Below are 25555 nucleotides of genomic sequence, written 5' to 3' on the forward strand. Positions count from 1 at the left end.
GACGATGGATCCTCGCCTGCTGGCCGCTTACAACGAGGAACTGACCTATCTGCGCGAAACCGCGAGAGAGTTCGGCGAGCAGAACGAAGGGGTCGCCGGCCGGCTGGGACCGAAGTTTCCGGACGAGCCAGATCCCCATGTCGAGCGCCTGCTCGAGGGCGTGGCCTTTTTGTCCGCACGCGTTCAGCTGAAGCTCGAAGACCAGTTTCCCGAGTTCACCCAGCAGCTGCTGAGCGCCATTCAGCCCAGCTATGTCTCGCCGACCCCCGCGATGGCGGTCGTCGGCTTCTCACCGAACGGCGCCGACCCGGGCCTGGCCGCCGGCGCCCGGGTCGAACGGCATACCGAACTGACCATCGCCGTACGCGGCCATGACACGCCCTGCCGCTTCCGGACGGGCCAGGCGGTCGACCTCTGGCCGGTGCGGCTGGCCCAGGCCGAGTACCTCCCGTCGCGTCTGGCCGTAGGGCCCTACGCCGCGCGCGCCGGCGTGCGGGCCGAGGCCGGGTTGAAGCTGGTGTTCGAGGCCACGGGCGAGGCCCCGCTCGGAAGCCTGCCGCTCGACAGCCTGCCGCTTTATCTGCACGGCTCCGAGGCCATCCCCGGAGAGCTCTACCGCCAGATCCTCGGCGACGCCGTCGCCTGTGTCGGCCAGGGCTCGGGTGGCGATCGGCTTTCCCTGCCCCAGCCCCATGGCTTCGACAGCGACAGCGCCCTGCTGCCGGACGATGGCCGCTCGTTCCGCGGCTATCGCCTCCTGACCGAATACTGCGCCTGTCCGGAGCGGTTTCTGTTCGTGCGCCTGGAAGGCCTGCGCCAGGCCATGGCTGGTTGTGACAGGCAATGCGAGATCGTCATCCTGTTCTCGCGCGCGGCGGTGAACCTGGCCGGCGCGGTGTCGGCCGAGTCCCTGCGCCTCTACTGCGCGCCGGTGATCAATCTCTTCGAGCTGCAACTCGGGCGCACGAGCGTCGATCCCCACACCCACGAGCACTTGGTCATGCCCGACCGGACACGGCCGCTAGACTACGAGGTCTATCGGTTGCTCGATGTCGTCGCCCACGACGACAAGGGCCAGGCTCGACCGGTGGCGCCGCTCTATGCCCTCGGTAGTCTCCTGTATGATCGCCAGGCCTTGTTCTATTCCAGCCGCCTGCGGCTGCGACGCCTGTCGACCAAGGAGCAGCGCCTTCGCGGGCGCGACGAATATCTGGGCAGCGAGACCTGGGTCAGCTTGAGCGCGCCGGGCGATCCGACCCGAACGGGCCAGGTGCGCGCCCTGGCGATCCGGGCGCTGGCAACCAATCGCGAACTCCCCGAACTGCTTCGCGTCGGGGGGCGCGGCGGGGTGTTGTCGGTCACCGACGCACCGGTTTCCGAGGCGGTCTTCGTTCGTAGCCCGACCCGGCCGAGGCCGCCGATGGGGCTGTCCGACGCAGCCTGGCGGATCATCGCCCACCTGACGCCGAACTACACCGCCTTCGCGGGCGGCGATCCCGCGCGCAATGCCGCGGCGCTGCGCGATCACCTGGCGCTCTACGCCAGGTCCGATGATCCGCTGCTGCGCCGCCAGCTCGACGGCGTGCTGAGCTTGAAGGCCCGGCCGGTGACCCGCCGGTTGGCCGGAGCGGATCGTCACGCTTTCGTCCGCGGACTGGCCCTGACCCTGCGACTGGACGATGCGGCGTTCGAGAACAACCGCATGTTCCTGTTCTCCTCGATCCTGGATCGGTTCCTGTCGGAATTCGCGCCCGTAAACAGCTTCATCGAGACCCGTTTCGAAAGTCCCGAGCAAGGAGAGTTCGCCCATTGGCCGCCGAGACTGAGTCAGAGACCGACCATCTGACCTTCCTGCAATCGGCCGCGGCGAGCATCCGGAAATACGGATTCTTCGCCTTGGCCAGGGAGGCCGAAGCCCGTGCGCGCGACCGGCCGCGCATCGGACGCGCGCGCCAGCCGGCCCAGGACGTCATGCGCCTGGCCCATGCCCCGACCCTGGACTTTCCAGCCGCTACGCTGGAGGGGGTCGAGCCGACCCCACGCGGCGTCTATCGGGTGCGCGGGTACTTCCTTGGCCTGACCGGGCCGATGGGCCCCTTGCCGCTGCACCTGACCGAGTATGCGGCCTACGAGCGGCGCTTTTCCGCCACCACGCCGTTCGGCGACTTTCTCGACCTGATCAGCAATCGCATGCTGCAGTTCTTCTACCGGGCCTGGGCCGACAGCCAGCCGGCCGCCCAGGCCGACCGCCCCGACGACGACCGTTTCGCCGGCTATATCGACGCCCTGTCGGGCGCACGTGACGGCGCCGAAGCCCGGCAGGCTTTCAGCCAGGCCCATCGGCGGTTCTACGCCGGGGTGTTCGCCGGCCGACGCAACACCGCGGCCCTGCAGGACGCGGTGTCGCACATCCTCGGCGCGCCGGTGAAGGTGCGCGAGTTCGTCGGGCGCTGGCGCGATATCGAGCCCGCCGACCAGGTCCGGTTAGATGGGCGCGGCGGCGTGGGGCTGGGCCAGGGCGCGGTATTGGGCGCCCGCGTGCGGGTGGCCGATGACACCATACGGCTGACCGTGCGGGTCAAGAACGCCAGCGAGTACGAGGCCCTCCTGCCGACGGGCGAACGCTTCGCCCTGGCGGCCGAGGCGATCGAGGCCTTTTGCCCGGGACACCTATCCTGGGAGCTAGAACTTGAGATCGACGAGGATCAGGCGCCCGGCGCCCAGCTGGGAGGAGCGGGTCGACTGGGATGGTCGACCTGGCTGGCGCCCGGAGGCGACGGCGTCAGGACGGACGCGAGGCTGCGGCGCGTGGCGCAGGCGGCCTGAAGGCAAACCTAGGGACGAGGGGGATCAGAGTGGCGGAGATCAGCAGGGCGGCGCTCTTTGGCCGTTTGAACCCAACGGCCCTGAAGGCCCTGGAGACCGCGACGGGTTTCTGCCGCATGCGCGGCAATCCCTATGTCGAACTGGCGCACTGGATCCATGTGCTCCTGCAGGAGGCTGGTGGCGATCTGGCGCGGATCCGGGCGCGCTTTCGCCTCGACGACGCGGTGCTGGCCCGTGACGTCCTGGCCGCCCTGGACGCCCTCCCGCGTGGGGCGACCTCGATCTCGGACTTCTCCCCGGCCGTGGAGGAGGCCACCGAGAAGGGCTGGCTCTACGCGTCCCTGCAGTTTGGCGCGGCCAAGGTGCGCTCGGGACATCTCCTCTATGCGGCCCTGAAGACGCCGGTCCTGCGCAACGCGCTGGTGGCGATGTCGGCCGAGTGGCGCAAGGTCGAGGTCGGTGCGCTGGGGGACGACTTCGACCGTATTGTCGCCGGCTCGAGCGAGACCGCGCAGGAGACAGCCAGCGCGGCCATCCCGCAGGCGGGCGCCGACGGCCAGGCGGCCGGTCCGCTCGGTCAGGGCGAGGCCTTGGCGCGGTTCTCGATCGATCTCACCGAAAAGGCCCGCCAGGGGGAGATCGACCGCATCGTCGGTCGCGACGCCGAAATCCGCCAGGTGGTGGATATTCTCCTGCGCCGTCGCCAGAACAACCCGATCCTCACCGGCGAGGCGGGCGTAGGCAAGACCGCAGTGGTCGAGGGCTTCGCACGCCGCATTGTCGACGGCGATGTGCCGCCCGCACTGCAGGGCGTCACCCTCCGCGCCCTCGACATCGGTCTGCTCCAGGCCGGCGCCAGCGTGAAGGGCGAGTTCGAAAAGCGTCTGCGGCAGGTGATCGACGAGGTGGAATCCTCGGCGACCCCGATCATCCTCTTCATCGACGAGGCCCACACCCTGATCGGCGCCGGTGGCCAGGCCGGGGTTGGCGACGCGGCCAATCTGCTCAAGCCCGCCCTGGCGCGAGGGCGCCTGCGCACGATCGGCGCGACCACCTGGGCCGAGTATCGCCAGTATTTCGAGAAGGACCCCGCCCTCACCCGCCGCTTCCAGACGGTCAATGTCGGCGAACCGGACACCGCGCCGGCCGTGGCCATGATCCGGTCGGTCGCCCCGATGATGGAGAAGCATCACGGCGTGGTCGTCCTGGACGAGGCCGTGGAAGCGGCCGTCAAGCTCTCGCAGCGCTACGTTCCGGCCCGCCAGCTGCCCGACAAGGCGGTCAGCCTGCTCGACACCGCCTGTGCGCGCGTGGCCGTGTCGCAGCACGCCACCCCCGCGCCTGTCGAAAGCGCCCGGCGCAGGGTCGAGCTTCTCGAGACCGAACTGGAGATCGCACGACGCGAGGCGGAGGGGCACTACGGGCCCGCCGCGCGCATCGACGAGCTTGGCGAGAAACTGGTGGAGGCCCGCCAGGCGCTTGAGGTCCAGAACGCCCAGTGGGCGGCCGAAAAGACCGCGCTCGAGGCTGTCGTCGCCGCACGCGCGGCGTTGATCGCCAACGGGGCCGCCGGAACCGACGATCTGAAGGCGGCGATCGCCGCCCATGCCGCCGCGGCGGGCGATGCGCCGATGGTGTTCGGCGAGGTCGACGCCAACGCCGTGGCCGCCGTGGTCGGCGACTGGACCGGCATCCCGATCGGACGGATGGTCAAGGACGAGATCGCCTCGGTCTTGACCATCGCCGACCAGTTGAAGACCCGGGTGGTCGGTCAAGGACACGCCATGGAGGCCCTGGCCAAGCGTATCCAGACCAGCCGCGCGGGCCTGGACAATCCCAGCAAGCCCGTCGGGGTGTTCATGCTCTGCGGCCCCTCAGGCGTGGGCAAGACCGAGACCGCTCATGCCCTGGCGGAGCTGCTCTATTCCGGCGACGACAGCCTGATCGTCATCAATATGAGCGAGTTCCAGGAGGCCCATACCGTCTCGACCCTGAAGGGCGCGCCGGCAGGCTATGTCGGCTATGGCCAGGGCGGGGTCCTGACCGAAGCCGTGCGGCGGCGGCCCTACAGCGTCGTCCTGCTCGACGAGGTCGAAAAGGCCCATCCGGACGTCCACGAGATGTTCTTCCAGGTGTTCGACAAGGGCTACATGGACGACAGCGAGGGGCGGTTCATCGACTTCAAGAACACCCTGATCCTGCTGACCTCCAATGTCGGCACCGACCTGATCACCCAGCTGTCGGAAGACGAGGAGCTGCGGCCCGAACCCGACGCCCTGGCCCAGACCCTCAGGCCCGAGCTGCTCAAGGTCTTCCCACCCGCCCTGCTCGGCCGCCTGGTGGTCCTGCCCTATTATCCGCTATCCCCGACCATGCTGCAGGGCATCGTCCGGCTGCAGCTCGACCGCATCAAGAAGCGTGTGGCCGAGAACCACGGCATCGTCTTGAGCTACAGCGACGCGGTGGTCGACCTCATCGTCTCGCGGTGCAACGAAGTCGCCTCCGGCGGGCGGGTCATCGACGCCATCCTGACCAACACCATGTTGCCGGAAATGTCGGTCGAGCTCTTGAACAGGCAGATGAACGGCGCGCCGGTGCAGTCGATCGCGGTGGAGGCCGCGCCGGGCGGCTTCGCCTACACATTCGGGTAGGAGAATGGCCAGCCCGCCCGTCCAGAGATACACGCCCAGCACACCGCCGACGGGTGTCTGCGCGCCCCTGTGCGTGGCGACACCGCCGGCCACGCGCCAGATAATGAGCCGTATGCCGACGGCCGCCGAGCTGGACGCGATGTGCACGATCACCCTGTCCAAGCTTCGGCCTCTGGCCAGCAGCCAGACCAGCGCCGAGACCCTGGCCGACTACGCCGCCGCGCTGGAACGCCACCGGCGCGGCGCCGACATCAAGACCCTGTTGCGCGTCACCCATTTCGTCTCGCAGCTGGCCCACGAGTGCCTGCGCTTCACGCGTCTGGTCGAAAGCCTTCGCTACAAGCCGGCCGCGGCGCTCGCCACCTTCTCGGTGCTCAAGGACGAAAAGCAGGCCGCGGAGCTCCTGGCCAGCGACACGACCGGCGAGGCTTTCGCCAACCTCGTCTACGCCAAGGCCACCGGCAACAAGGAGCCAGGCGACGGCTATCGCTACCGAGGGCGCGGCTTCATCCAATTGACCGGTCGCGGCAACTATCGCGAAATGAGCGGGCTGATCTCGGTGAAGGGGCTGGACCTGGAGAAGACGCCCGAGCGCGCCGCCGAGGCCGATATCGCCGCGCGGATCGCCGTGGCCTTCTGGAAGCAGCGCCGGCTGAACGACCCGGCCGATCGCGACGATGCGACGGCAGTCACCCGAGGGGTCAACGGCAAGGCGCTGAAGGGCCTGGCCGAGCGTCGGCAATTGCTCGAAGTGGCCAAACAGGCCTTCGCGCCCCGACAGCCTTGACCATCGGCCTGACGATCGGAAGACCGGGTGTCACAGGGCGTCGATAAACGCCCTCAATTCCGAGCGGGCGAACTCGTAGCCCGACAGCACCTTGGCCTTGATCTTTTCGTAGTCCGTCCCGAGGCCCTCGAACGTGCTGGGAAAGTTGATCGACCGAATGCTGATCGGCAGCTTTTCCACCTCGAACGCCTTGTTCATGAAGGTGGCCACCTGCGGCTGGCACATCAGATCCTCGCGCAGGCCTTGCCAACCGACCCCGCCCAGCGCGCCGTGCGAGCCCAGATAGGACGCTTCGCTTCCGGGCCGGCCAAGGGTGTTCAGGCTGGTCACGCCCCACCAGGCGCGCACCGGGTTCATGCTTCCGTCGAAAACCGACGATTGCCAGTCGTACCTGTCCATCATCTGGGCATCGTGCCGGCGGCGGACGATATGGACGCGGCCGACATTGGCCGGCACCGACTGCCCGCCGGGGAAGGCCTGCATCCTGACGGGGTCGAACAGGAACATCGCCCGGACGGGGATGCGCTGTTCGCTGAGCCATTCGGCGGCCATGGTGACCCCCCAGGCGCCGCGGCTGTAGCCGGCCAGGTAAAGCGGCGTGTCCGGAGACTTGGCTCTTTCCTGCCGCGCCCAGTCGACGATCTGGCGGGCGCGGCTCCAGGTGGAGACGCCATCGCCGGAAGGGCCTCGGAGATAGTGAACCTTGAGCCCCTTGGTGTCCGCCATCTGCCGGCAGAACGAACACCGCATGGCGGCTTCATAGGTGGTGTCCCGGAAGGGACCCGTGCCGTCGATGATCCCCAGAAGCGCCATGTCGTTGCCCCTCCTCCAGGCCATTCAAGCCCGGATTTTCACATTCTACCTTCGTGGTGGAGCTTGTCGAGGCGCAGCTCTAGGGTGAGCGACTTGGCGCCCGCGGCGCGCCCTATCCGGGACGACGCGGCGGGCGGCTCCAGAGTTCCCGCGCGCGGTGGGCGGCGAGCTTGGGTCGGCGGTCGCGGGTGAAGAAGCCCTTATGGTTCAACGCGCCGACCCGCGTGATGCTCTGCGAGGTGCGGAAGTCGGCGAAAGCCCACGGGTGCGTGCCGATCACGAAGGGATAGGTCTCGGCCGTCCGGATGTACATCTCGATCAGGTCGGCCTGGAACTCTTCGGTCCACATCTCCGGCGGCTGGGCGTGCATGCCCGCAACGGCGTCGGCGCCGAACTCGGTGAACATCAGCGGCTTGCCCGGATGGCGGGCCCGCAGCCGGGCGATGACCGCCTGCAGCGTCTCGCGGGCCTCCTCGATCTGGCCAGAGACCTCGTACCAGCCATTGTAGGAGTTGATGCAGATGATGTCGCCCAGGGCCTGCCAGTCCATCGGCCCGCCCTGGGTGCTGACCAGGACCGCGGGCCGCGTGGCGTCCAGCTTGCGCGTCAGGTCGAATAGCGGTGCGAAGAAACGCGTGCCGACCTCCAGTGCGCCGGCCGGTTCGGGATCGTTGGTGGAGAACGGCTTGAGCAGGGGCTCGTTGGCCACCGACCACATGATCACGCAAGGGTGGTTCTTGTCGCGCTGGATCAGGGCCTCGATTTCCGCGACCAGTTGGCGGCGTCGGGCTTCGATCGCCGCCGGCGGATCCATGAACACCACGCTGACCGCCGAGGTCTCGGCGATGACCAGCAGACCGTATTCGTCGGCCAGCATCATCGCCTCTTCACTGTAGGGATAGTGCGAGGTGCGGAAGCTGTTGGCGCCGATCCATTTCAGCAGTTCGAAGTCCCGGACGATCGACGGAACGTCCAGGCCCCGGCCGTGGATCGGGAAGTCCTCGTGCTTGCCAAAGCCGCGCAGGAACACCGGCTTGCCGTTCAGCAGCAGCGCGTCGTCGCGTACGGCCACCGTGCGGATACCGATCTTGAAGGCGTACTCGTCCTCGGCCAGGCGAACCGTCAGGGCATAGAGGTGCGGATCCTCGGGGCTCCAGAGCCGTGGGTTCTTCACCGACACGACGCCCGAGCCCTTGCCGCCCTTGATGGCGATACTGGCCCGCGCCGCGCCCTTGCCGTCGTCGACGAAAACCGTCGCGGTCCCGGACCAGGCGATATTGGCCTGGAGTTCCACCGAGACCTGCCCGTCCAGGCTGGTGCGCACGGTGATGTCGGCCAGATGGACGTCAGGCGTCGTGAACAGCTGCACCGGTCGGTGGATGCCGGCATAGGGGAAGAAGTCGTAGGTCGTCTGCGGATAGCTCGGGCTATGGATGTGGACCTTCGAGACATCCGGCGCGGCCGGCACGCGATCCACGCGCAGCTTGTTCTCGACCAGCACCGTCAGGCGGTTCTCTCCGTCCGGCGCGATCTTGTCGGTGACCTCGAAGGCGAACGGCAGATGGCCGCCGACGTGGTCGCCGACAAGCTTGCCGTTCAGCCAGACCTTGGCGGTGTAGTTCACCGAGCCGAAGCGCAGATGAATGCGCTGGCCGCGCCAGCCCTTGTCGACCCGAAACTGCGTCTCGTACCAGGCCGAGCCGACATAGTTGCGGACATCGTCGAAGATGTCGTTCCAACTGCTGGGCACCGGGATCAGGCGGTAGTCCGCAAGGCCTTTCTGCCAGCCCTGCCCTTCTCCAACATCGGCGGGATCAGTCTTGAAGCGCCACGTTCCGCCCAGGACGCGCGTGGAGCGCGACGCGCTTTCGTGCGGATAGAGGATCCCCGGCGCTCCGGCGCTGGCAGGCTTGGTCGTCGCCCGCGCCGCTTCGCCCTTGATGGCGGCCAGGGTCAGAGCCGCCGCTCCAGCGATCCCCCGGCGGGTGACGCCGCTCTTGGTCTCATCGGCCATGCGCCGGTCTCCTGGGATGTTCGAATTTCGGGAAGGCGCGGCGCTCAGCGGCCCGGCGACGGCTTTTTGTAGACCTCGACCTTCATCGCGACATTGCGCAACTCGACCGGCTGCGAGGCGGTGAAGGCAAGGTCGGCGCCGTTCGGAAGGCCGCGCTCGAACTTGGCGTTCTGGGCGTAGATCCTGACCCGCGCCCGCTTCCACTCCGAGCCCGCCTTCGACTTGATCTGGGCGACAACGCCGAAATCGCCCTGGGCCGAGCGCGTGCGGTCGGTCGCGGTCCTGATGGTGATGGCCGTTTCGGCGGAGGTCCGATAGTCGAACTCGAGGGCGGCGTCGTAGTAGTTCCCGCGCAGCGTCGCGGCGGTGACAACGGGCAGCGAGAATGAGGTGGCCTTTGGATCGGCCTTCACGACCGCCAGTTCCTTCCCCGCGCGCAGGACGAGGCGTTGCGAGCGCGGCAGTTTGGCGTTCGCCTCGGCCAGGTCTCGTTCGGCGCCCTCCGCCATCCGCGCCGCGCGCTCGGTCTCGCGATGGCTGATCGCCTGGGCGATCGCATCGAGCGCCGCAGCCTTGTCCGGCGCGACGCCGCCGATCAGGCTGACGCGCTCCCAGCCCTTGCGCAGCTTGAACAGGCGTAGCGGAAGCCCCTGCCCGTCCGGCGTCGACGCGACGTCCTTCAGCGCGGCGATGTTGCGCTCGGTCATCGCCAGCGCCGCGCCGCGATCCTCGACCGACGGCTCGATCTGGGAGCCTTCGGTCCAGTCGTTCCAGGTCGGGATGAGCACCCAGTCGAACCGCGTGCGATGCGCCAGGTTGAAGCGCCACATCGCGTCGTAGACGGTCTCCTGACTACGCGGCAGGTGGCTCAAGTCGTTCTTGATCCAGCCCGCCGCCGGCCGGTTGTCGAAGCCCGGCGTGGCGCTGGTCATACGCAGGAACGGGCGATCCGGCGACGGCAGGGAGAGCAGCGCCTCCAGATAGGTTGGGACGTCCTCGGTCGTGGCGTAACGGTCGAACTGGGCGTCGGGTTCGGTCGTGTAACGCAGGCGCGCGGGCACCCAGCCGAAGACGCCGCCGACATCCGGCCCGAACCCCTTGGCGCTGCTGAACCAGTCGGCTTCGGCGGGCTTCATCGCCATCCGCCCGTCGACCAGGCCGCCGCCGATCATGCCCTGACGGAGCAGGATCGGCGCGTCCGACCCGCTCGGGAAACGCTGGACCAGGCGGTGGAATTCGTCGTCCTTCAGGTCCCCGCCGAAGATCATCAGCACCGGCCGCTCGCCCACGCGGGCGGCGCTGGGTTCGGCGTAGAGCGCCTTCTGGATGTAGTCGGCCGCGGCGTCGAGCCGCGCGAGATAGGCCTCACGGTCGGACCCGGCCGGCATGCCCTGCTTGGCCCAGGACACGCACCAATTGACGCCGACCTTGAGGCCGTGCTTCCGCGCCATCTGCGCCAAGGCCAGAAGCGTGGCGTTGCCGGCGTGGTCCTGATGGCCCCACTCGACCATGAAGCCGTCGATGCGCGCCCATTTCGCCGACAGCACCTGGTACTCCAGATAGTCGGGATCCAGTTCCGACTGCATGCCGGCCAGCGGATAGGCGATGGCGGCGATCTGGTTCCGGCCGGCGTCGTCGATCAGGTCGGGATTGTAGTTGACGCCCGTCCCGCGCAGCCGCGTCGCCATGGACTCCCCAGCGAACTGCCACACGCCATTGGCGCCGTCGTGCAGCCGGGTGAAGCGCGGCACGTGGTAATCGACGAAGACCAGCTTCGCGGTCGAGCCGTCGGCCGCTCGCGCCGGGCCCGAGGCCACGGTGGTCGCCGAAAGGGCGATCGCGGAAAGCACGCCGATGCCGAGAAGACGGAGAGGATTGCGGGTCAAGGATCGAACCTCATGCATCGTCAGCAAGCTAGTGGGACTGGGACTTGGCGGGACGCCGCAGCACGAGTGCTCGTCCGGCGTAGACGACCTCGCGGTCGTAGCGATCGTCGTCGGTAACGGGGTCGCCTTCGCTGACCCACTTGATCCGGATCGTGCGGGTGGCGGGCATGCCCTTCCAGGCGCCGCCCTGGCGCGCGCCGATCGTCAGGGTTTGCTCGCGCTCGCTGTAGCGGAGCGGGATCCGGCTGTAGGCGCCGGTCTTGTACTGCTGGCTCCGGCCATCATCCTCGTAGAGCGAGAAGGCGCCGTCGGCGCCGATATAGACGGTCACCGTCAAGGGCGCGTCGCGCCGCTCGTCCACGTACTGCGTGACCGGCCCCATGGGGATGATCGATCCGGCGCGGACGAACAGCGGCATCCGCTCGTACGGCGCGTCGACGGTCTGGGAGACGCCGCCTTCGTACCGGCGACCGCTGTAGAAGTCGTACCAGGCCGCGCCCTTGGGAAGGTAGACCAGCCTGGCGCGCGCCTTGTACTCGACCACTGGCGCCACAAGGAATTCGCGCCCGAACAGGTACTCGTCGTCCTTGCCTCGGGCCGTCAGGTCGTCAGGAAAGTCGGCGGCCAGCGCACGCATGATGCTGCCGTCCTTGAGATAGGTGTCGGCCGCCAGCGTGTAGATGTAGGGTATCAGCCGATAGCGCAGCCGGTCGTACCAGACCATCGACCCGCGCAACGGCGAGCCCTCTGGGGCGATGTTGAAGATCTCGCGGGGCGGGCCTTCGCCGTGGCTGCGGAACAGCGGACTGAAGGCGCCGAACTGGAACCACCGCGCATTGAGCTCGCGCCACTCGTCCAGGTCTTCCGGCTTAGGCGACTTCGTCGTGTAGCGGTCCTCGGCCGTGAAACCGCCGATGTCGTGGGTCCAGTTCGGGATGCCGGCCATCGAGGCGTTGACGCCCGCCGAGATCTGGTTGCGAAGGTCCGGCCACGTGCTGCCAACGTCGCCCGACCAGATCGCGACGCCATTGCGCTGGATGCCGGCGAAACCGGACCGGCTGAGCACGAAGCCGCGCACGTCCGGCTTGAAGCGACGCCAGCCGTCGGCGAACGACTGTGAATGCAGCAGCGGATAGCTGTTGAAGTACGCCGCCCCCGGGCCGATGGCGTTGGCCCCAAGGGTCTTGGTCCACTCCTCGGTCGAGATGTTGGAGTGCATGTTGGGCTCGCTGGCGTCGGCCCACCACGCGTCGAAGCCCTTGATCCCGAGGTTCTCCTCGATCTGCCGCCAGTAGATGTCCCGCGCTTCCTGGGAATAGGGATCGTAGAAGGTGCTGTTGTAGCCAGGCGCCACCCAGTCCTTCCAACCCTGCTCCAGCATGTAACCGTAGACGTGGCCTTTGCCCGCCAGCTCCTTGAAGTTCTGGGTCCGCGGATAGAACTTCGGCCACACCGAGATCATGACCTGGGCGTTGGCGTCGTGGACCTTGTCGACCATGCCCTTCGGATCGGGGAAGCGGGCCGGGTCGAACGCGTGGCTGCCCCAGGCGTCGTCGGCCCAGTAGCGCCAATCGAGGACCATGTTGTCGATCGGGATTTTCAGCGCGCGATACTTCGCGAGCACGTCCAGCAGCTCCTGCTGGGTTTCGTAACGCTGCTTCGACTGCCAGAAGCCATAGGCCCACTTAGGCAGCATCTCCGACTTACCGGTCAGTTGGCGGTAGCCGGCGATGGCGCCATCAATGTCGCCGCCAGGCACGAACCAGTATTCCTTGGCCCGCGCGACATCGCTGGTCATCCAGACGGATCTGCGATCCGGCGCGGGCAACGGGTCGCTCTGGTAGAGCGCGATGTAGCCGTTGTTCGGCGCCCACTCGATGCGGATGTTCGCCGGCCTGCCGGCTGTCATCGGGATCTGGAACTTCTCGTACCAGGGGTTCCAGCTGACTCGCCAACGGTCGAGGATCAGCTTGCCATCCACCCACAACTTGAAATAGCCGGACGCGTACAGTTCGAACTTGTTGTCACCGCCGACCGCCGGCGTGACGGCGCCGCTCCAGACCACCTTCTGGCACTGGGTCGCGACGCCCTGGGGGTTCTGGCCGCCGTCGGCCTTGGCGAGCGTCGCGCGCGCCGCGTCCGGCCAGCGGACCTTGTCGCGGATGTATTGGTAGTCGACCGTCGGCTCCTGCCGGACCAGGACGGACTTGCCGTCGATGAAGTACTCGGCGGTGAACCCGGGCTTGCCGTTCGAGACGACCGGCATCCCCTCCCCGACCTTCTTGTAGGGTTCGGGCGTTCCGAAACGGGAGATGCCGTTGTTGTCCCACAGCAGGCCGTAGCCGCGCGTCGAGACGAGAAACGGCGACGCGATGTCCGTGTTGTGCTGCTGCAGTTCCACGTCCTGGCCGACATAGTCCATCTGGCCGTACTGGTGTTGACCCAGGCCATAGACGCTCTCGTCCGTATCGCGGTTGAACTGCTGCGAGACCTTCAGGAACGACTGGCCGCCGACTGTGACAGCCTTGAAGGCGGGCTGGCCGGACTCCGCCAGCAGTTCCTTTCCAGCCGGGCTGTAGAAGCGGACCAGGCCCGTCTCGAGATCGACATCGGCCGTCGACCGGCGGGCGACAATACGGACATGGCCGGCCTTGGCACCGACCTTGAACTTGCCCGCACTCGGCGGGTTCGGCGCGATCAGGCTGGGCGCTGGCTTCGGCAACTGCGTGGTGTTTCGAGGGCGGGCCACCACATGGATAAGACCCTCCCCGTGCACGGACAGCTCGACGCGGCCCATCGCGCCCGACGACGGCGTGACCACCACGCCGCCCGGGATCGTGCGATAGCTTCCGGCGTGGGCCAGCACGGGCGCGCTGGCGGAACCGAGCAGGCAAAACGCCGCCAGCAGGGCCTTTTTCATGGGTATCTCCGCCCCCAACGTCGGGCGCGGCCAAGGCCGCGCCCTTCCTTCAACACATGACGTTAGAAGCTGGCCCGCACACCGAACGTGTAGTAGCGCCCGATGATGTCGTAGCCCGAGACGGTCGGGTACTGGATGCCGATCCCGGTGTTGATCGGCGCGATCTGCGGATGGTTGTCGAACAGGTTCTGGACGCTGACGAACGGCATGAGCTTGATGCCGTTGCCGGTCTTCACCGTGAACTGGACGCTGGCGTCGGTCGTGCTCATCGCATCGATGTAGCGAGCGTCCTGATAGCCCGTCCCACGGTCGTAGGACGAGAACCAGGTGTGCTGCAGTCGGGCGCTGACCCGGCTGCTGGTGTAGCCAGCGAAGGCCGAGACCTTCCACTCGGGCGCGACCCGCTCACCGACCGCCTGGCCTTCGAACGCCACCGTCTCGTTGACCGGCTGATAGGTGGCCAGAGCCCGCAGCATGAAGGGCCCGGAGCGGTAGTTGCCTTCGAAGTCCCAGCCCTTCACGCGCCGCTGCGCCGCGTTGATGCTGATCGTGCGAACGGCGGTGGGGAAGTTGTCGGCGGTGGTGTTCGAGAAGGGATTGGGCCGCGTGTACAGGGCGCAATAGGGGTGCGCGCCGCCGGAGTTCTCGCAGATGCGCTTGACCGCATCGGTCCCGCCGCCGATCGCCCCGATCGCGTTCTTCATCTCGATCGAATAATAGTCCGCCTGCAAGGTCAGCTGCGGAATGAAGCGCGGCTGGAGCACGACGCCCCCGGTCCAGGTGCGGGCCTTTTCAGGCTTCAGGTCGGGATTGCCCTCGGTGATCAGGTTCGCGACCTTGTTGGCCACGGTCACGAAGCTGCCGTTGATCAGGCGAATGTCGGTGAAGCTGCCAACCGTGATCTGGGTCGGGGTGAACAGGTCGTAGAGCGTCGGCGCCCGGATATCGAGCGAGGTCGCACCTCGCAGGCGGATGTCGCGGATCACTTGCCAGACCAGGCCCGCCTTCCAGGTGTTGACCGCGCCCGAAGTGCTGTAGTCCGTGTGGCGGCCGGCCAGGTTCAGAGTCAGGTCCTGGAACAGCAGCTTGTCGTGGATAAGCGGCGCCTCGGCTTCGGCGGCGATCTCCCAGACGTTGCTCTTGGCGCTGACGCCTGCGAGAACCGGCGCGGCCCAGACATAGGTCGGCGCGGTGGTGCTGGTGTTGCAGATGCGCAGGCCGGCGCAGTCGACCCGGGCCGTGGCCTCGGTCGAGTGGTCGCCGGAGATGTCGAGCTTGTTCCAGCGCGCTTCGCCGGAGATCCCGACGGTGATCGGACCAGCCCAGCCGTCGAACACCTCGCCGCTGATCGCGCCCCCGATGCTGTCGACGCGGTTGGTCAGCAGGTACGAGGTGTCCTCCGTGAAGTAGTCGAACATCTCCTGGGTAATATTGCTCGGCCCGAACGGATTGAGCGGCACGCAGTTGGCATAGCGAGCGGCGATCGCCGGGTCGGTCGAGGTCGATGCGAAGCAGCGGATGGCGCCGTTCACGAGCACGGCGTCGCTGGCCGCGAACTGTTTCTGCTGGTTGACGTTGTTGCGGCTGGTCGTGAGCTGATCGCTCTGCCCGCGCGACAGATAGAGGTTCCAGTCGAACGTCCCGACCTCGCCATCGAGACCCGCCATCACCGAATAGTAGTCGTTGCGCGCCTTGGTGCCGGCAGTGTTCTCGCGCCCGAGGTCGATATAGCTGCCGAGACTGAACGTGTTGGCGGCGGTGAAATTGGTGGCGCCGAGGTTGTTCAGCGCCGTTTGGGCGCTGGCCGACAGGAATGGGTTGTTCTTGAAGAAGACCCCAGCCGTGGAGGGCGTCAGGCCCGGCGTCGCGACCGGCGTGATCTTGTCGGCGAAGTGCCAGCCTTCCGACTGCGCGCGCGACCAGCTGCCCTGGGCGAAGGCGCGCAGCTTGGGGTTCACCTCGTAGTCGAAGCGGCCGAAATAGGCTTGGCGCTTCTGGGCGACCAGGGCGTCGCTGTACTTGCTGTAGGCTCCGTCGCCACCCAGGCTCTGGCCTGCGGTCTTCGAGGTTGCGCCGGCGTCAAAGGCCCCGAGGACCGAATTGCCGACGAACTGCTGGCCCAGCGCCGTGCAGAGCGACACCGTGCCGCCGCACGACTGGACCTTGCCGCCGAACGCGGAATCCGAACGGTGGACGTTGGCCGCCGTGACATAGGGGTTGGTGGCCGTGCCCGCGCCCTGCAGCAGGTAGAGGCCCTTGCCGTACGGGCGGTCGAACACCGCCAGATTGTCCCGTTGATAGTATTCGGCCGAGATCATCAGGTGGCCGCGACCGTCCAGGAGGTTCGTTCCCCAGGCGGCCCCGAACTTCTTGGACGGGACGTCGTTGCGGCTGGAAATGCCCGACTGTGCGCTGAGCCGCACGCCGGAGAACTTCTTGTTGAGCACGAAGTTGACGACGCCGGCGACCGCGTCGGAGCCGTAGACCGCCGACGCCCCGCCCGTCACCGTTTCCACGCGGTCGACCAGCATCTGCGGGATGGTGTCGATCGACACCGAGCCCACGGCGTTGGTCGGCGCCATGCGGACGCCGTCGAGCAGGATCAGGGTGCGCGTGACGCCCAGCGAGTGGATGTTGAGGACGTTGCCGCCGTCATTGCGCCGGCCATCGCCGGGACGCTGGGGCGTCTCGTTGTCCATGAACACCGGCAGCTTGACCAGGCCATCGGGCAGGCTGCCCGGCGTGGTCGCCTCGATCTCCTGGGCAAGCGCCACAGTGATCGGCGTCGGCGCCTTGGAGCCATCGGTGATGACGCGGCTGCCGGTGACCACGACCTCAGCGACGGTTGAGGCGACCTCCTCGGACTTTCCCGGCGCGGCGGCGGCCTCCAGGGCCGCGGGCGCTGCTTCCACCAGGAACGAACCGCCGCTGGTGACCCGCACGGTCAGTCCGGAGCCGGCCAGGACGCGATCCAGCGCGACGCGCGGCGAGTAGCTTCCCCGAAGCGCGGGGGCCTTGCGGTTGCGCACGGTGTCCGGCGCGAACGCGACATTGACGGAAGCCTTGCTGCCGATCGCGCGCAGCGTGTCGGCCAGCGGCTGAGCCGGCAGATTGTAATCGTAGGTGACCTGGGCGTGGGCCGCGACCGGCGCGGCCAAAAGCGCGGCGAGCGCGCCCGCGCCGAGCAAAGCATCTCTGAACTGCGACGACATCAGTCTTTCCTGAGTTTCCCCCGGCCGCTTCTTTGCGGTCCTGACTCCCAGACGTCGGGTCGGCGCGATCCGGACATCGAAGTGTCAAAAAAATCCAAGGCGACGCTTCAGCGGCTCAGAATGATCTCATCGCCTTTCCGGTCCAGGCGCAAATGATGCAGCTCGGCGATGGCGCGAGCGAATTCCGGCGCGTCCTGCGCTTCAAAGACGCCGGACACCCGAAGCGACTTCAGCTCCGCATCGGACACCACCACGCGGGTCGGGCCATAGCGATTGAACTCCGCGACGGCGGCGGCGAGGTCGGTGTCGTCGAACATCACCTCGCCACGACGCCAGGCCGTGGCGGCCTCGACCTTCGGCCGATCGACGGCGACCTGGAGGCCCGTGCTCACGGTCAGGCGTTCGCCGGGATTCAGCGTCGCGATCTGGACCGGCGCCTGGTCGCCCGAGCGCTTGCGGCTGATGACGACGCGGCCTTCCAGAAGAACCACGGTCGTCTGCCCCCGCTCACGCCGCACGTCGAACTTCGTCCCGACGGCGCGGATCAGATCGTCGCCCACCTCGACGATGAAGGGGCGCTGGGGATTGTGCGCCACGTCGAACAGGGCCTCGCCGCGCTCAAGGCGAACCCGGCGTTCGTCCGTGGAGTACTCGACGCGCATATGGCTGTCGGTGTTCATGGCCACGCGCGTGCCGTCGCGCAGCGTCAGGTTCTGCTGCTGGCCGACGACCGTGCTGTAGGCAGGCGCTCGGGTCACCTGCACGCCGATCACCAGGGCGGCGCAGGCCGCCGCAAGGCCGACGGGCGCGAGAACCCACGCCCGCGACCGCTTGCGCGGCGCCTTCGTGGGCGTGTTGGCGCGCTGGAGCATCGCAGCGCCGGGGATGACCTCCCAGACGTCGGTGACCTGCGCGAACGCCCGCGCATGCTCAGCCTCCTGCAGCCAGTCCTTGAAGGCGGCCTCGAGCGCGGGCGTGCGTTCGTTCTGCAGGCGCGACAGCCAGGCGGCCGCTTCCGCCAGATCGATATCGCTGATGATCTTGGAGGTCGTCGACATCACCAGCCGTCCATCCATTGCGCCAGGAAGTGAACGGCGCGCGCCACGCGCTTCTCCACCGCTGAAACGGTCAGGCCTTCGCGACGGGCGATCTCCGGATAGGAGAGGCCTTCGAGACGATGGGCGAGAAGCACGCGGCGGATGTCCGGCGAAAGACGATCAAGCCCGGCCGACGCTCGGCGAAGACGCTCGCGGGCGCGCAAAACGTCGTCGGGCAACGGGCCGGCGTCCGGGATCGCGGTGATGTCGGCCACGTCCACCTCGAACGGCGAGCGCGCCCGCCGCCGCCGGCGATCCTGAACGATATTGACGGCCGTCGTGACCAGAACCGCCTCCTGGGAACGGACTTCGTGCGCCCGCGCAAAGGCTTCCACCCGCGCGAAGGCCTCCTGGACGATATCGTCCGCTTCGTCCACCGACGCGCCCCGTCGGAGCACCATGCGGCGCGCCTTGTCGAGCATGTCCCTCAGCGGGTTCATCGGGAGCGGTTTCCTCAAGCGTCCACAATGATAGACGACGCCCGCGCGAAACCCGGACACGGAATTCTCAAAAAAGTTTCGCGCAGCCCGAAAGGCCCCAGGCGGGACGCCGCCGGGGAGTAAGGCCGGCCCCGCCGGCATGGGTTCTCCACGCGTCCGCGACCGTGGCGGCGAACGCGGTCTCAGCCGGCCATCCGCCTTCGTATCCAGTCGAGACGGCGTTGCTGGCTTTCGACCAGTTCACGGCGAACCCGCTCGCGCTCTTCGTGGTCGAGCACGGCGTCGACATAGGCGCCGAACAGGTCCTGGGCGGCGCGACGGGCCGTATCGGGCGCCCTCTGCCCGATCCGCTTCAGAAGTTCCCGCTGCAGGGCGCCCATGTCCTGGCCGGCATTGAAGAGCGCGGCGCCGAAGACCCCGCTGATGCTCGGCCGCGACAAGGCCAGGCTCCAGAGGCGCTTGACGCACTGGGCGATCGCCGGATTGCCGGTCGCCTCGGCCAGGGTGACATGGAAGCCGTGGCAGTCGTGCAGGGTGACCCGACGCTCGCTGAGCTCGAACCGGTCCAGCACAGTCAGGTCGGCCCGGCTGGCGACACAGGCGGCGGCTTCGCCTTCAAACAGGCGGCAGGCCTCCAGCATGTCGATCGCGTCGACGGCGCCATCGAACTGTCGCCCCGCGTCCGACTGTTCGAGGATCCTGATCCCACGGCCGTGATGGACCTCGATCAGGCCGCGGCACTCCAGGACGATCATCGCCTCGCGAAGCACGATCCGGCTCACGCGGAATTCGTAGAGCAGCTCCAGTTCGGCGGGCATCCAGCCGCCGGCCGGGTAGAGGCCGGTCCTGATCCTTTCGGCCAAGACGTCGGCCAGCCCATGCGACGCGCGAGGCCGGCGTCGCTGAACCGGCGCCATCGGCCGGCTCCCGGAAAAGACGAGTGGATCGATGCGCGGCCCCATGGGGAAGGTCACGATGACCTTGGCGTCTACGATCCTGGACACAGGCTTACCTCGACAAAGTGGCCTGACCTCTTGGCCAATTGGCCAGAGGAGTTATCGGTAACATCGACCCTGTCAAGGTGCGGCGGTTCATATTCTTGGAAGTCGAATTGGCAGGGCGGGCAGATGGGCCGCTCGGGGCGTGCCTCCGACAGGCCCGGTAAACTCTGAAAACATTGAATATTTTGCCTCCCAAAGGCGTGAAGCAGCGACCTGGTGATCAACGTCCGGCTCGCGACGAGCCAACGCCGATAGAGCTGCGCCGAGAGCTGACAGTGGGTCTTGGTCCGCACTCGGACCTCTCAGTCCGCAGGGAACGACGGTGATCAGAAGCGCTGCACGCAATGACGCCTTGCGTACAGTGCGGCTTCAGGATTCTGGTCGATCGCCTATCGTGCGGCGAGCCCATCAAGCCAAACGGCCAGCCTGAAGGTGGACCCCACCATGCCGACCTGGATCAGCCTTGCGTTCGTGAACCGCGATCGAAAGCTCCGTAACGGGTGGTGGTTGGCTGGCTTCTTTCTTGTTCTCGCGATCCTTCTGTTCCCAGCCATCCTCGCCGCCGCACATTTCAAGCGCGAGGTGACGCTCTGGGAGCAGTTCGCATTGATCGCGATCGCGACCCTGGTGGTCCAGATCCTGCGCCGCAAGCCCGTGACCGAGGTCATCGGCGCCATGGACGGGCGCTGGATCACGGGCTTTGCGACCGGCGCGGTGTTGGGCGGCCTGCTGATGGCGCTTCCAGCGCTGGGCCTCGCCGCCACCGGTCTCGTAAGGTTCGAACTCTCGACCTCGGCGCCTCAGACGCTCGCCAACGCGATCGCGCTCATGCTCGCGGTGGCGCTGGCCGAGGAACTGCTGTTTCGAGGCGTGCTCTTCCAACGTCTTATCGATGGGCTTGGCGTCTGGCCGGCTCAAGTGCTGACCGCCCTCCTCTTCGTTCTTACCCATCTCAACAACCCGGGTATGGAGGGCGCCACCAAGGTCTGGGCCGGTTGCAACATCTTCCTGGCCTCGATGCTTTTCGGGTTGGCCTTCGTGCGTACGCGAAGCCTGGCCATGCCGATCGGCCTTCACTTCATGGCCAATGTCATGCAGGGCGTGATCCTGGGTTTTGGCGTCAGCGGTGAGAGCGAGCCCGCCCTGCTGATCCCGCACCTGCGCAACGCGCCAACCTGGCTCACCGGCGGCGCCTTCGGCCTCGAGGCCAGCCTTCCTGGCCTTCTCACGCTCTTGGTGCTGCTGGCCTGCCTCGTGCGCTTCCTGCGCCCGTGGAACGCGGCCGATCGCGAGAAGGTCTAGATCGCCGGATCGGCGCAGACCTCCCGCACCCGCCCGCGCAACCAGCGATGCGCCGGGTCGGCCTCCATGCGCGGGTGCCAGAGCAGCGACACCGGAAAGGTGGTGACCGGTATGGGAAGCTCGAAGCTGACCAGCCCTTCCCGCAGCCCTTGCGTATGGCGTTCCGGCACGGTGGCGACCAGTCCCGACGACCGCGCGAGCGAGATCGCCGTGGCGAAGCCCCCCACGACCGTGGCGACCTCGCGCACGATCCCGTCCTGGGCCAAAGCATCGTCGATCAGGCCCTTGGCGAGCGCGTCGCGCGACACCGCCACATGGCGCTCGGTCGCATAGCGCTTCGGCGTCATCGCCCCTGTCGCCAGCACGTGCCCCTGGCGCACCACGCCGACATAGCGGTCGTGGAACAGGACCTGGGTCCGTAATTCCGGCCCGGTGTCGTCTTCCACGACGCCCGTCTCCAGATCGATCAAGCCGTCGCGCAGCGGCTTGCTGTCCTTGTCCGGCTTCTGGACGAAGCGCAGTTGGACGCCAGGCGCCTCGACCGCCAGCCTTTCGATCAAGGCAGGACCGAAGGTCTCCACGAAGCCCTCGCTCGTGCGCAGGGTGAAGGCGCGCCTCACCTGTCCAAGGTCGAGGGTTTCGACTGGCCGCAGCACGGTCTGGGCGTCCTGGACCAGCTGGGCGACCCGCTCTCGAAGCTCCATGGCCCTCGGCGTCGCGACCAGCTCGCGCCCCGCCCGCACTAGCAGCGGGTCGCCGGTCACCTCGCGAAGGCGCGCCAACGCGCGGCTCATGGCCGAGGGGCTGAGTTGAAGGCGTTTGGCGGCCCGCGTGACGCTGCCTTCGGCCAGCAGCATATCCAGCGTCACCAGCAGGTTCAGGTCAGGGATCTGCATTTCCAGAGCCTACCACGTCCACGAGATATGGCGTCAAACGCAATGACTTTGTGAAAACCGTGCGCGTTCCGCCACATATCGTCTGTCGCTAGCTTTCATTGAACGCCGCCCTTCGGCGCGAAAGGAAAGCCGATGTACAGGAACTCGCTCCAGACCTTCGTCGCCGATGTCCGGGCCAGCTGGGGGCCGCTTTCAAGCGACCTGATCGCCGACTGCCGTGGCCACCTGCGTGCGCTTCTTCAGGCCGCGCCGACGGAAGACTGGCTGGCCTCGCTGCTGAACGAAAAGCCGGCCAGCCGAGAGCTCTACCGCGATCCAGACCATGGCTTCGTGCTCCTGGCCCATACCGAAGCGGAAAGCCTCTATCGGCGGCCTCACGACCATGGGCGCAGTTGGGTGCTCTACGGCGTCCAGAGCGGCGAGTCCGAGATGGGCAGCTATGCGCGACATCTCGATCCGGACGAGCAGGTCCGCCTCGTCAAGCGCGACGCCACCCTGGTCCGTCCGGGCATGGTCATGGCCTACCTGCCGAGTGACATCCACGACACGCACTGCAAGGCCGGCCCCGCCCTGTTGTTCCGCTTCACCGAGCGCGACCTGCAGGTGGAGGACAAACAAGAAGGCCGGATCACGCGCTACGTCGAGGAGGACGGGGCGTTTCGGGTCGCCCAGCGATGACCGCCGGCGCCCGCCTGCCTGCCCTGGCGATCGCCTCGGTCCTGACGGCGCTGATGCTCGTGGTGCTGGACGCCTCGATCGTCAACGTCGCCCTCCCGACCCTGGCCCGCGACCTGCGCGTCTCGCCCGCCTCGGCGGTCCTGGTCGTCACGGCCTACCAGGCGGGTCTCGTCATCGCGCTCCTGCCGTGCGGGGCGCTGGGCGAGAGCCTGGGCCATCGCCGGGTGTTTATCGTCGGCGTGGCGCTGTTCACCCTGGCGTCCGTGTTCTGCGCGACGGCGCCGAGCCTGACCTGGCTGATCACGGCGCGCTTCGTTCAGGGCCTGGGCGCGGCCGCGGTGATGTCGCTGGGCGTGGCGCTGCTGCGCACCGTCGTCCCCGCGCACAGGCTGGGCGTCGCCATCGGCTGGAACGCGCTCGTGGTCGCGCTCACCTCCGCCGCCGGCCCAACGGTCGGCGCGCTTGTGCTGTCTCTGGCAAGCTGGCCCTGGCTCTTCGCCATCAACCTGCCGCTGGGCCTGCTCGTGCTCGGCGCGGCAACCGCCCTTCCCCGTGCGTCAGGTTCGTCTCGTCCCATCGACCGGGTCAGCGTGGCCCTGAGCTTGAGCGGCTTTGGCCTGCTCATCGTCGGCGCCGAGACACTCCTGAAGGCCCCAGCAGTCGCCTTTGTCGCCTTTGCTGGCGGAGCGATCGCCCTCTCGCTGCTGATCCGGCGTGATGTCCAGCAAGACGTTCCGCTCCTGCCGCTCGACCTCCTTCGCGGGCCTTCGTTCCGGCGCTCGGCAGCCGCCTCGGTCTGCTGTTTCATCGGACAGGGCGCGGGCCTCGTCGCCCTCCCCTTCTATCTCCAGCACGGTCTGGGCCTCAGCCCTCTGGAGGCCGGGCTCTACATCACGCCCTGGCCGCTAATGGCCGCCGCATCGGCGACCCTGGCCGGACGGATGGCCAAGCCATCCTCTACGGCGCTGCTGTGCGCCGCCGGCTGCGCCCTGCTCTCGGTGGGACTCTTCGCGGCGTCGGCCTGGCCCCTGGCCGAGGCGCCGGTCACGATCATGCCCATCGTCATGCTCTGCGGCCTCGGCTTTGGCCTGTTTCAGGTGACCAACAACCGCAACATGTTCCTGTCCGCGCCGATAGAGCGCAGCGGCGCGGCGGGCGGCCTGCAGTCCATGGCGCGGCTGACAGGCCAGACGACTGGGGTTGTGATCATGACGCTGCTGTTCAGCCTCCTCACCCTCGACGCCGCGCCGCGGATCGGCCTGGCGATCAGCGCCCTGCTGACCCTGGCGGCCGGCCTGCTCAGCACATTCCACCGTCCCGCGCCCGGCCCTGAAGCGGCGTGAAGATCGCTATCGCCGTGGGACTGCCCCGGTCGCGCTCGTCGGATCCACCACGACCACCGCCGCCCCAGCTTCCACCAACCTTCTAGCGTACCTCTATTCCCATTCGATCGTGCCGGGCGGCTTGCTGGTCACGTCGTAGACGACCCGGTTGACGCCGCGCACCTCGTTGATGATGCGGGTGGCGGTCTTGCCCAGGATCGGCCAGGGGAATTCGAAGAAGTCGGCGGTCATGCCGTCGGTCGAGGTGACCGCGCGCAGGGCCAGGACGTTCTCGTAAGTGCGGGCGTCGCCCATGACACCGACCGTCTTCACGGGCAGCAGCACGGCGAAGGCCTGCCAGATCTGGTCGTAGAGGCCGGCGTTGCGGATCTCTTCCAGGTAGATGGCGTCGGCGTCCTGCAGGACCTTGACCTTCTCGGGCGTGATCTCGCCCGGGATGCGGATGGCCAGGCCCGGGCCGGGGAACGGGTGGCGGCCGACGAAGGCCGGGGCCAGGCCCAGCTCGACGCCCAGGGCGCGGACTTCGTCCTTGAAGAGTTCGCGCAGCGGCTCGACCAGCTTCAGCTTCATGTAGTCCGGCAGGCCGCCGACATTGTGGTGACTCTTGATCACCGCCGAGGGGCCTCCACGGGCCGAGACGCTCTCGACCACGTCGGGATAGAGCGTGCCCTGGGCCAGGAACTGCGCGCCATCGATCTTGGCGGCTTCCTTGTCGAAGACCTCGATGAACAGGCGGCCGATGGTCTTGCGCTTGGTCTCCGGGTCGCTGACGCCGGCCAGCTCGCCCAGGAACATGTCGCCGGCGTCCACGTGGACCAGCGGGATATTGTAGTGGTCGCGGAACAGGGTGACGACCTGGTCGGCCTCGTTCTTGCGCAGCAGGCCGGTGTCGACGAACACGCAGGTCAGCTGGTCGCCGATCGCTTCGTGGATCAGGACGGCGGCCACCGAACTGTCGACGCCGCCCGACAGGCCGCAGATCACCTTGCCGGTCCCGACCTGGTCGCGGATCTTCTGGACCATCTCCTGGCGGAACGCCGCCATGGTCCAGTCGCCCGTCAGGCCGGCCAGGGCCAGGAAGTTCTTATAGATCTTGGCGCCGTTGACCGTGTGATAGACCTCCGGGTGGAACTGGAGGGCGTAGATCTGCTTGGCGTCATTGGCGATGGCGGCGAACGGTGCGCCGGTCGAGGTTCCAACGACCTCGAAGCCTTCCGGGATCGCGGTGACGCGGTCGCCGTGGCTCATCCAGACGGTTTCCATTTCGCCGACGCCGGCCAAGCCTTCGAACAGCGGGCTTTGCTTGCCGATGGTCAACTCGGCGCGGCCGAACTCGCCGGCGTGACCGCCCTCGACCTTGCCGCCCAGCACGTCGCACAGCAGCTGCTGGCCGTAGCAGATGGCCAGCAGCGGCAGGCCGAGGTCGAACAGCTTGCGGCCGATGCGGGGGCTGTCGTCCTCCAGCACGCTGGCCGGGCCGCCCGACAGGATGATGGCGGTAGGCTTGTAGGTGTCGACGAGGTCTTCAGCCTTGTCGAACGGATGGATCTCGCAATAGACGCCGGCTTCGCGCACCCGGCGCGCGATCAGCTGGGTCACCTGGCTGCCGAAGTCGACGATCAGGACGCGCTGGTGGTGGGTTTCGGTGGTCATCGGCAAGTCTCCAGCGGTCTTAGTTTCGATCGGGCG

At 67.5% G+C, this 25555-nt stretch carries 17 protein-coding genes; 7 read left to right on the forward strand and 10 right to left on the reverse strand.

All coding sequences use genetic code 11. The features are described 5' to 3' along the window. The first annotated feature begins 4 nt into the window (after positions 1–4). Genes tssF through AC07NN_RS18720 form a run of 4 tightly spaced genes read left to right on the forward strand, consistent with a single transcriptional unit; the run spans position 5 to position 6264 of the window. Positions 5–1846, forward strand: coding sequence for a type VI secretion system baseplate subunit TssF (gene tssF / locus AC07NN_RS18705; protein WP_494644416.1), 1842 nt, complete (start codon positions 5–7; stop codon positions 1844–1846). Then, positions 1810–2826, forward strand: coding sequence for a type VI secretion system baseplate subunit TssG (gene tssG / locus AC07NN_RS18710; RefSeq protein ID WP_494644418.1), 1017 nt, complete (start codon positions 1810–1812; stop codon positions 2824–2826). Before tssF ends, tssG begins: the two co-directional genes overlap by 37 nt. A gap of 29 nt (positions 2827–2855) precedes the next feature. Beyond that, positions 2856–5477: a type VI secretion system ATPase TssH gene (tssH, locus tag AC07NN_RS18715; protein WP_494644419.1), complete on the forward strand. Its 2622-nt coding sequence runs from the start codon at positions 2856–2858 to the stop codon at positions 5475–5477. Positions 5478–5481: 4 nt separating this feature from the next. Further along, positions 5482–6264 carry a glycoside hydrolase family 19 protein gene (locus AC07NN_RS18720; protein WP_494644422.1) on the forward strand — a complete coding sequence of 261 codons (783 nt, stop codon included), beginning with the start codon at positions 5482–5484 and terminating at the stop codon, positions 6262–6264. A gap of 30 nt (positions 6265–6294) precedes the next feature. Here AC07NN_RS18720 and AC07NN_RS18725 read toward each other — a convergent pair whose 3' ends face one another. The 8 genes from AC07NN_RS18725 to AC07NN_RS18760 form a co-directional block, all read right to left on the reverse strand. Next, positions 6295–7077: a hypothetical protein gene (locus AC07NN_RS18725; protein ID WP_494644424.1), complete on the reverse strand. Its 783-nt coding sequence runs from the start codon at positions 7075–7077 to the stop codon at positions 6295–6297. 112 nt (positions 7078–7189) lie between these two features. Then, a complete protein-coding gene (gene uidA, locus AC07NN_RS18730; RefSeq protein WP_494644426.1) occupies positions 7190–9091 on the reverse strand; it encodes a beta-glucuronidase in 1902 nt (633 codons plus the stop codon). 44 nt (positions 9092–9135) lie between these two features. Beyond that, complete coding sequence (locus AC07NN_RS18735; RefSeq protein WP_494644429.1) at positions 9136–10977, reverse strand: glycoside hydrolase family 71/99 protein; 1842 nt, start codon at positions 10975–10977, stop codon at positions 9136–9138. A gap of 28 nt (positions 10978–11005) precedes the next feature. Then, the gene (locus AC07NN_RS18740; protein ID WP_494644431.1) at positions 11006–13897 is read right to left on the reverse strand and encodes a glycoside hydrolase family 31 protein; all 2892 of its coding nucleotides are present in this window, start codon (positions 13895–13897) and stop codon (positions 11006–11008) included. A gap of 62 nt (positions 13898–13959) precedes the next feature. Beyond that, the gene (locus AC07NN_RS18745) at positions 13960–17109 is read right to left on the reverse strand and encodes a TonB-dependent receptor (RefSeq protein WP_494644437.1); all 3150 of its coding nucleotides are present in this window, start codon (positions 17107–17109) and stop codon (positions 13960–13962) included. Between the two features lie 107 nt (positions 17110–17216). After that, a complete protein-coding gene (locus AC07NN_RS18750) occupies positions 17217–18167 on the reverse strand; it encodes a FecR family protein (RefSeq protein WP_494644439.1) in 951 nt (316 codons plus the stop codon). Further along, entirely contained in the window at positions 18167–18628 is a 462-nt protein-coding gene (locus AC07NN_RS18755; RefSeq protein ID WP_494644442.1) for an RNA polymerase sigma factor, read from the reverse strand. The genes AC07NN_RS18750 and AC07NN_RS18755 overlap by 1 nt, the downstream gene beginning before the upstream one ends. Positions 18629–18828: 200 nt before the next feature. Next, the gene (locus tag AC07NN_RS18760) at positions 18829–19509 is read right to left on the reverse strand and encodes a FadR/GntR family transcriptional regulator (RefSeq protein ID WP_494644444.1); all 681 of its coding nucleotides are present in this window, start codon (positions 19507–19509) and stop codon (positions 18829–18831) included. 582 nt (positions 19510–20091) lie between these two features. Between AC07NN_RS18760 and AC07NN_RS18765 the strand changes: the two genes are divergently transcribed. After that, the gene (locus tag AC07NN_RS18765) at positions 20092–20949 is read left to right on the forward strand and encodes a CPBP family intramembrane glutamic endopeptidase (protein WP_494644446.1); all 858 of its coding nucleotides are present in this window, start codon (positions 20092–20094) and stop codon (positions 20947–20949) included. On the opposite strand, the gene AC07NN_RS18770 is transcribed toward AC07NN_RS18765, so the two are convergent. Further along, positions 20946–21845 carry a LysR family transcriptional regulator gene (locus AC07NN_RS18770; protein ID WP_494644449.1) on the reverse strand — a complete coding sequence of 300 codons (900 nt, stop codon included), beginning with the start codon at positions 21843–21845 and terminating at the stop codon, positions 20946–20948. The genes AC07NN_RS18765 and AC07NN_RS18770 overlap by 4 nt on opposite strands. Positions 21846–21977: 132 nt before the next feature. On the opposite strand from AC07NN_RS18770, the gene AC07NN_RS18775 reads away from it, so the two are divergent. Further along, entirely contained in the window at positions 21978–22523 is a 546-nt protein-coding gene (locus tag AC07NN_RS18775) for a hypothetical protein (RefSeq protein ID WP_494644451.1), read from the forward strand. Further along, positions 22520–23866: an MFS transporter gene (locus AC07NN_RS18780; RefSeq protein ID WP_494644454.1), complete on the forward strand. Its 1347-nt coding sequence runs from the start codon at positions 22520–22522 to the stop codon at positions 23864–23866. Before AC07NN_RS18775 ends, AC07NN_RS18780 begins: the two co-directional genes overlap by 4 nt. Positions 23867–23959: 93 nt before the next feature. Here the strand turns inward: AC07NN_RS18780 and guaA are convergent, their stop codons facing one another. Continuing rightward, on the reverse strand, positions 23960–25519 hold the full coding sequence (gene guaA / locus AC07NN_RS18785; RefSeq protein ID WP_494644456.1) for a glutamine-hydrolyzing GMP synthase: 1560 nt from the start codon (positions 25517–25519) through the stop codon (positions 23960–23962). Positions 25520–25555: the final 36 nt, after the last annotated feature.

Source organism: Caulobacter sp. GW821-FHT09H08 (genome assembly GCF_059415885.1).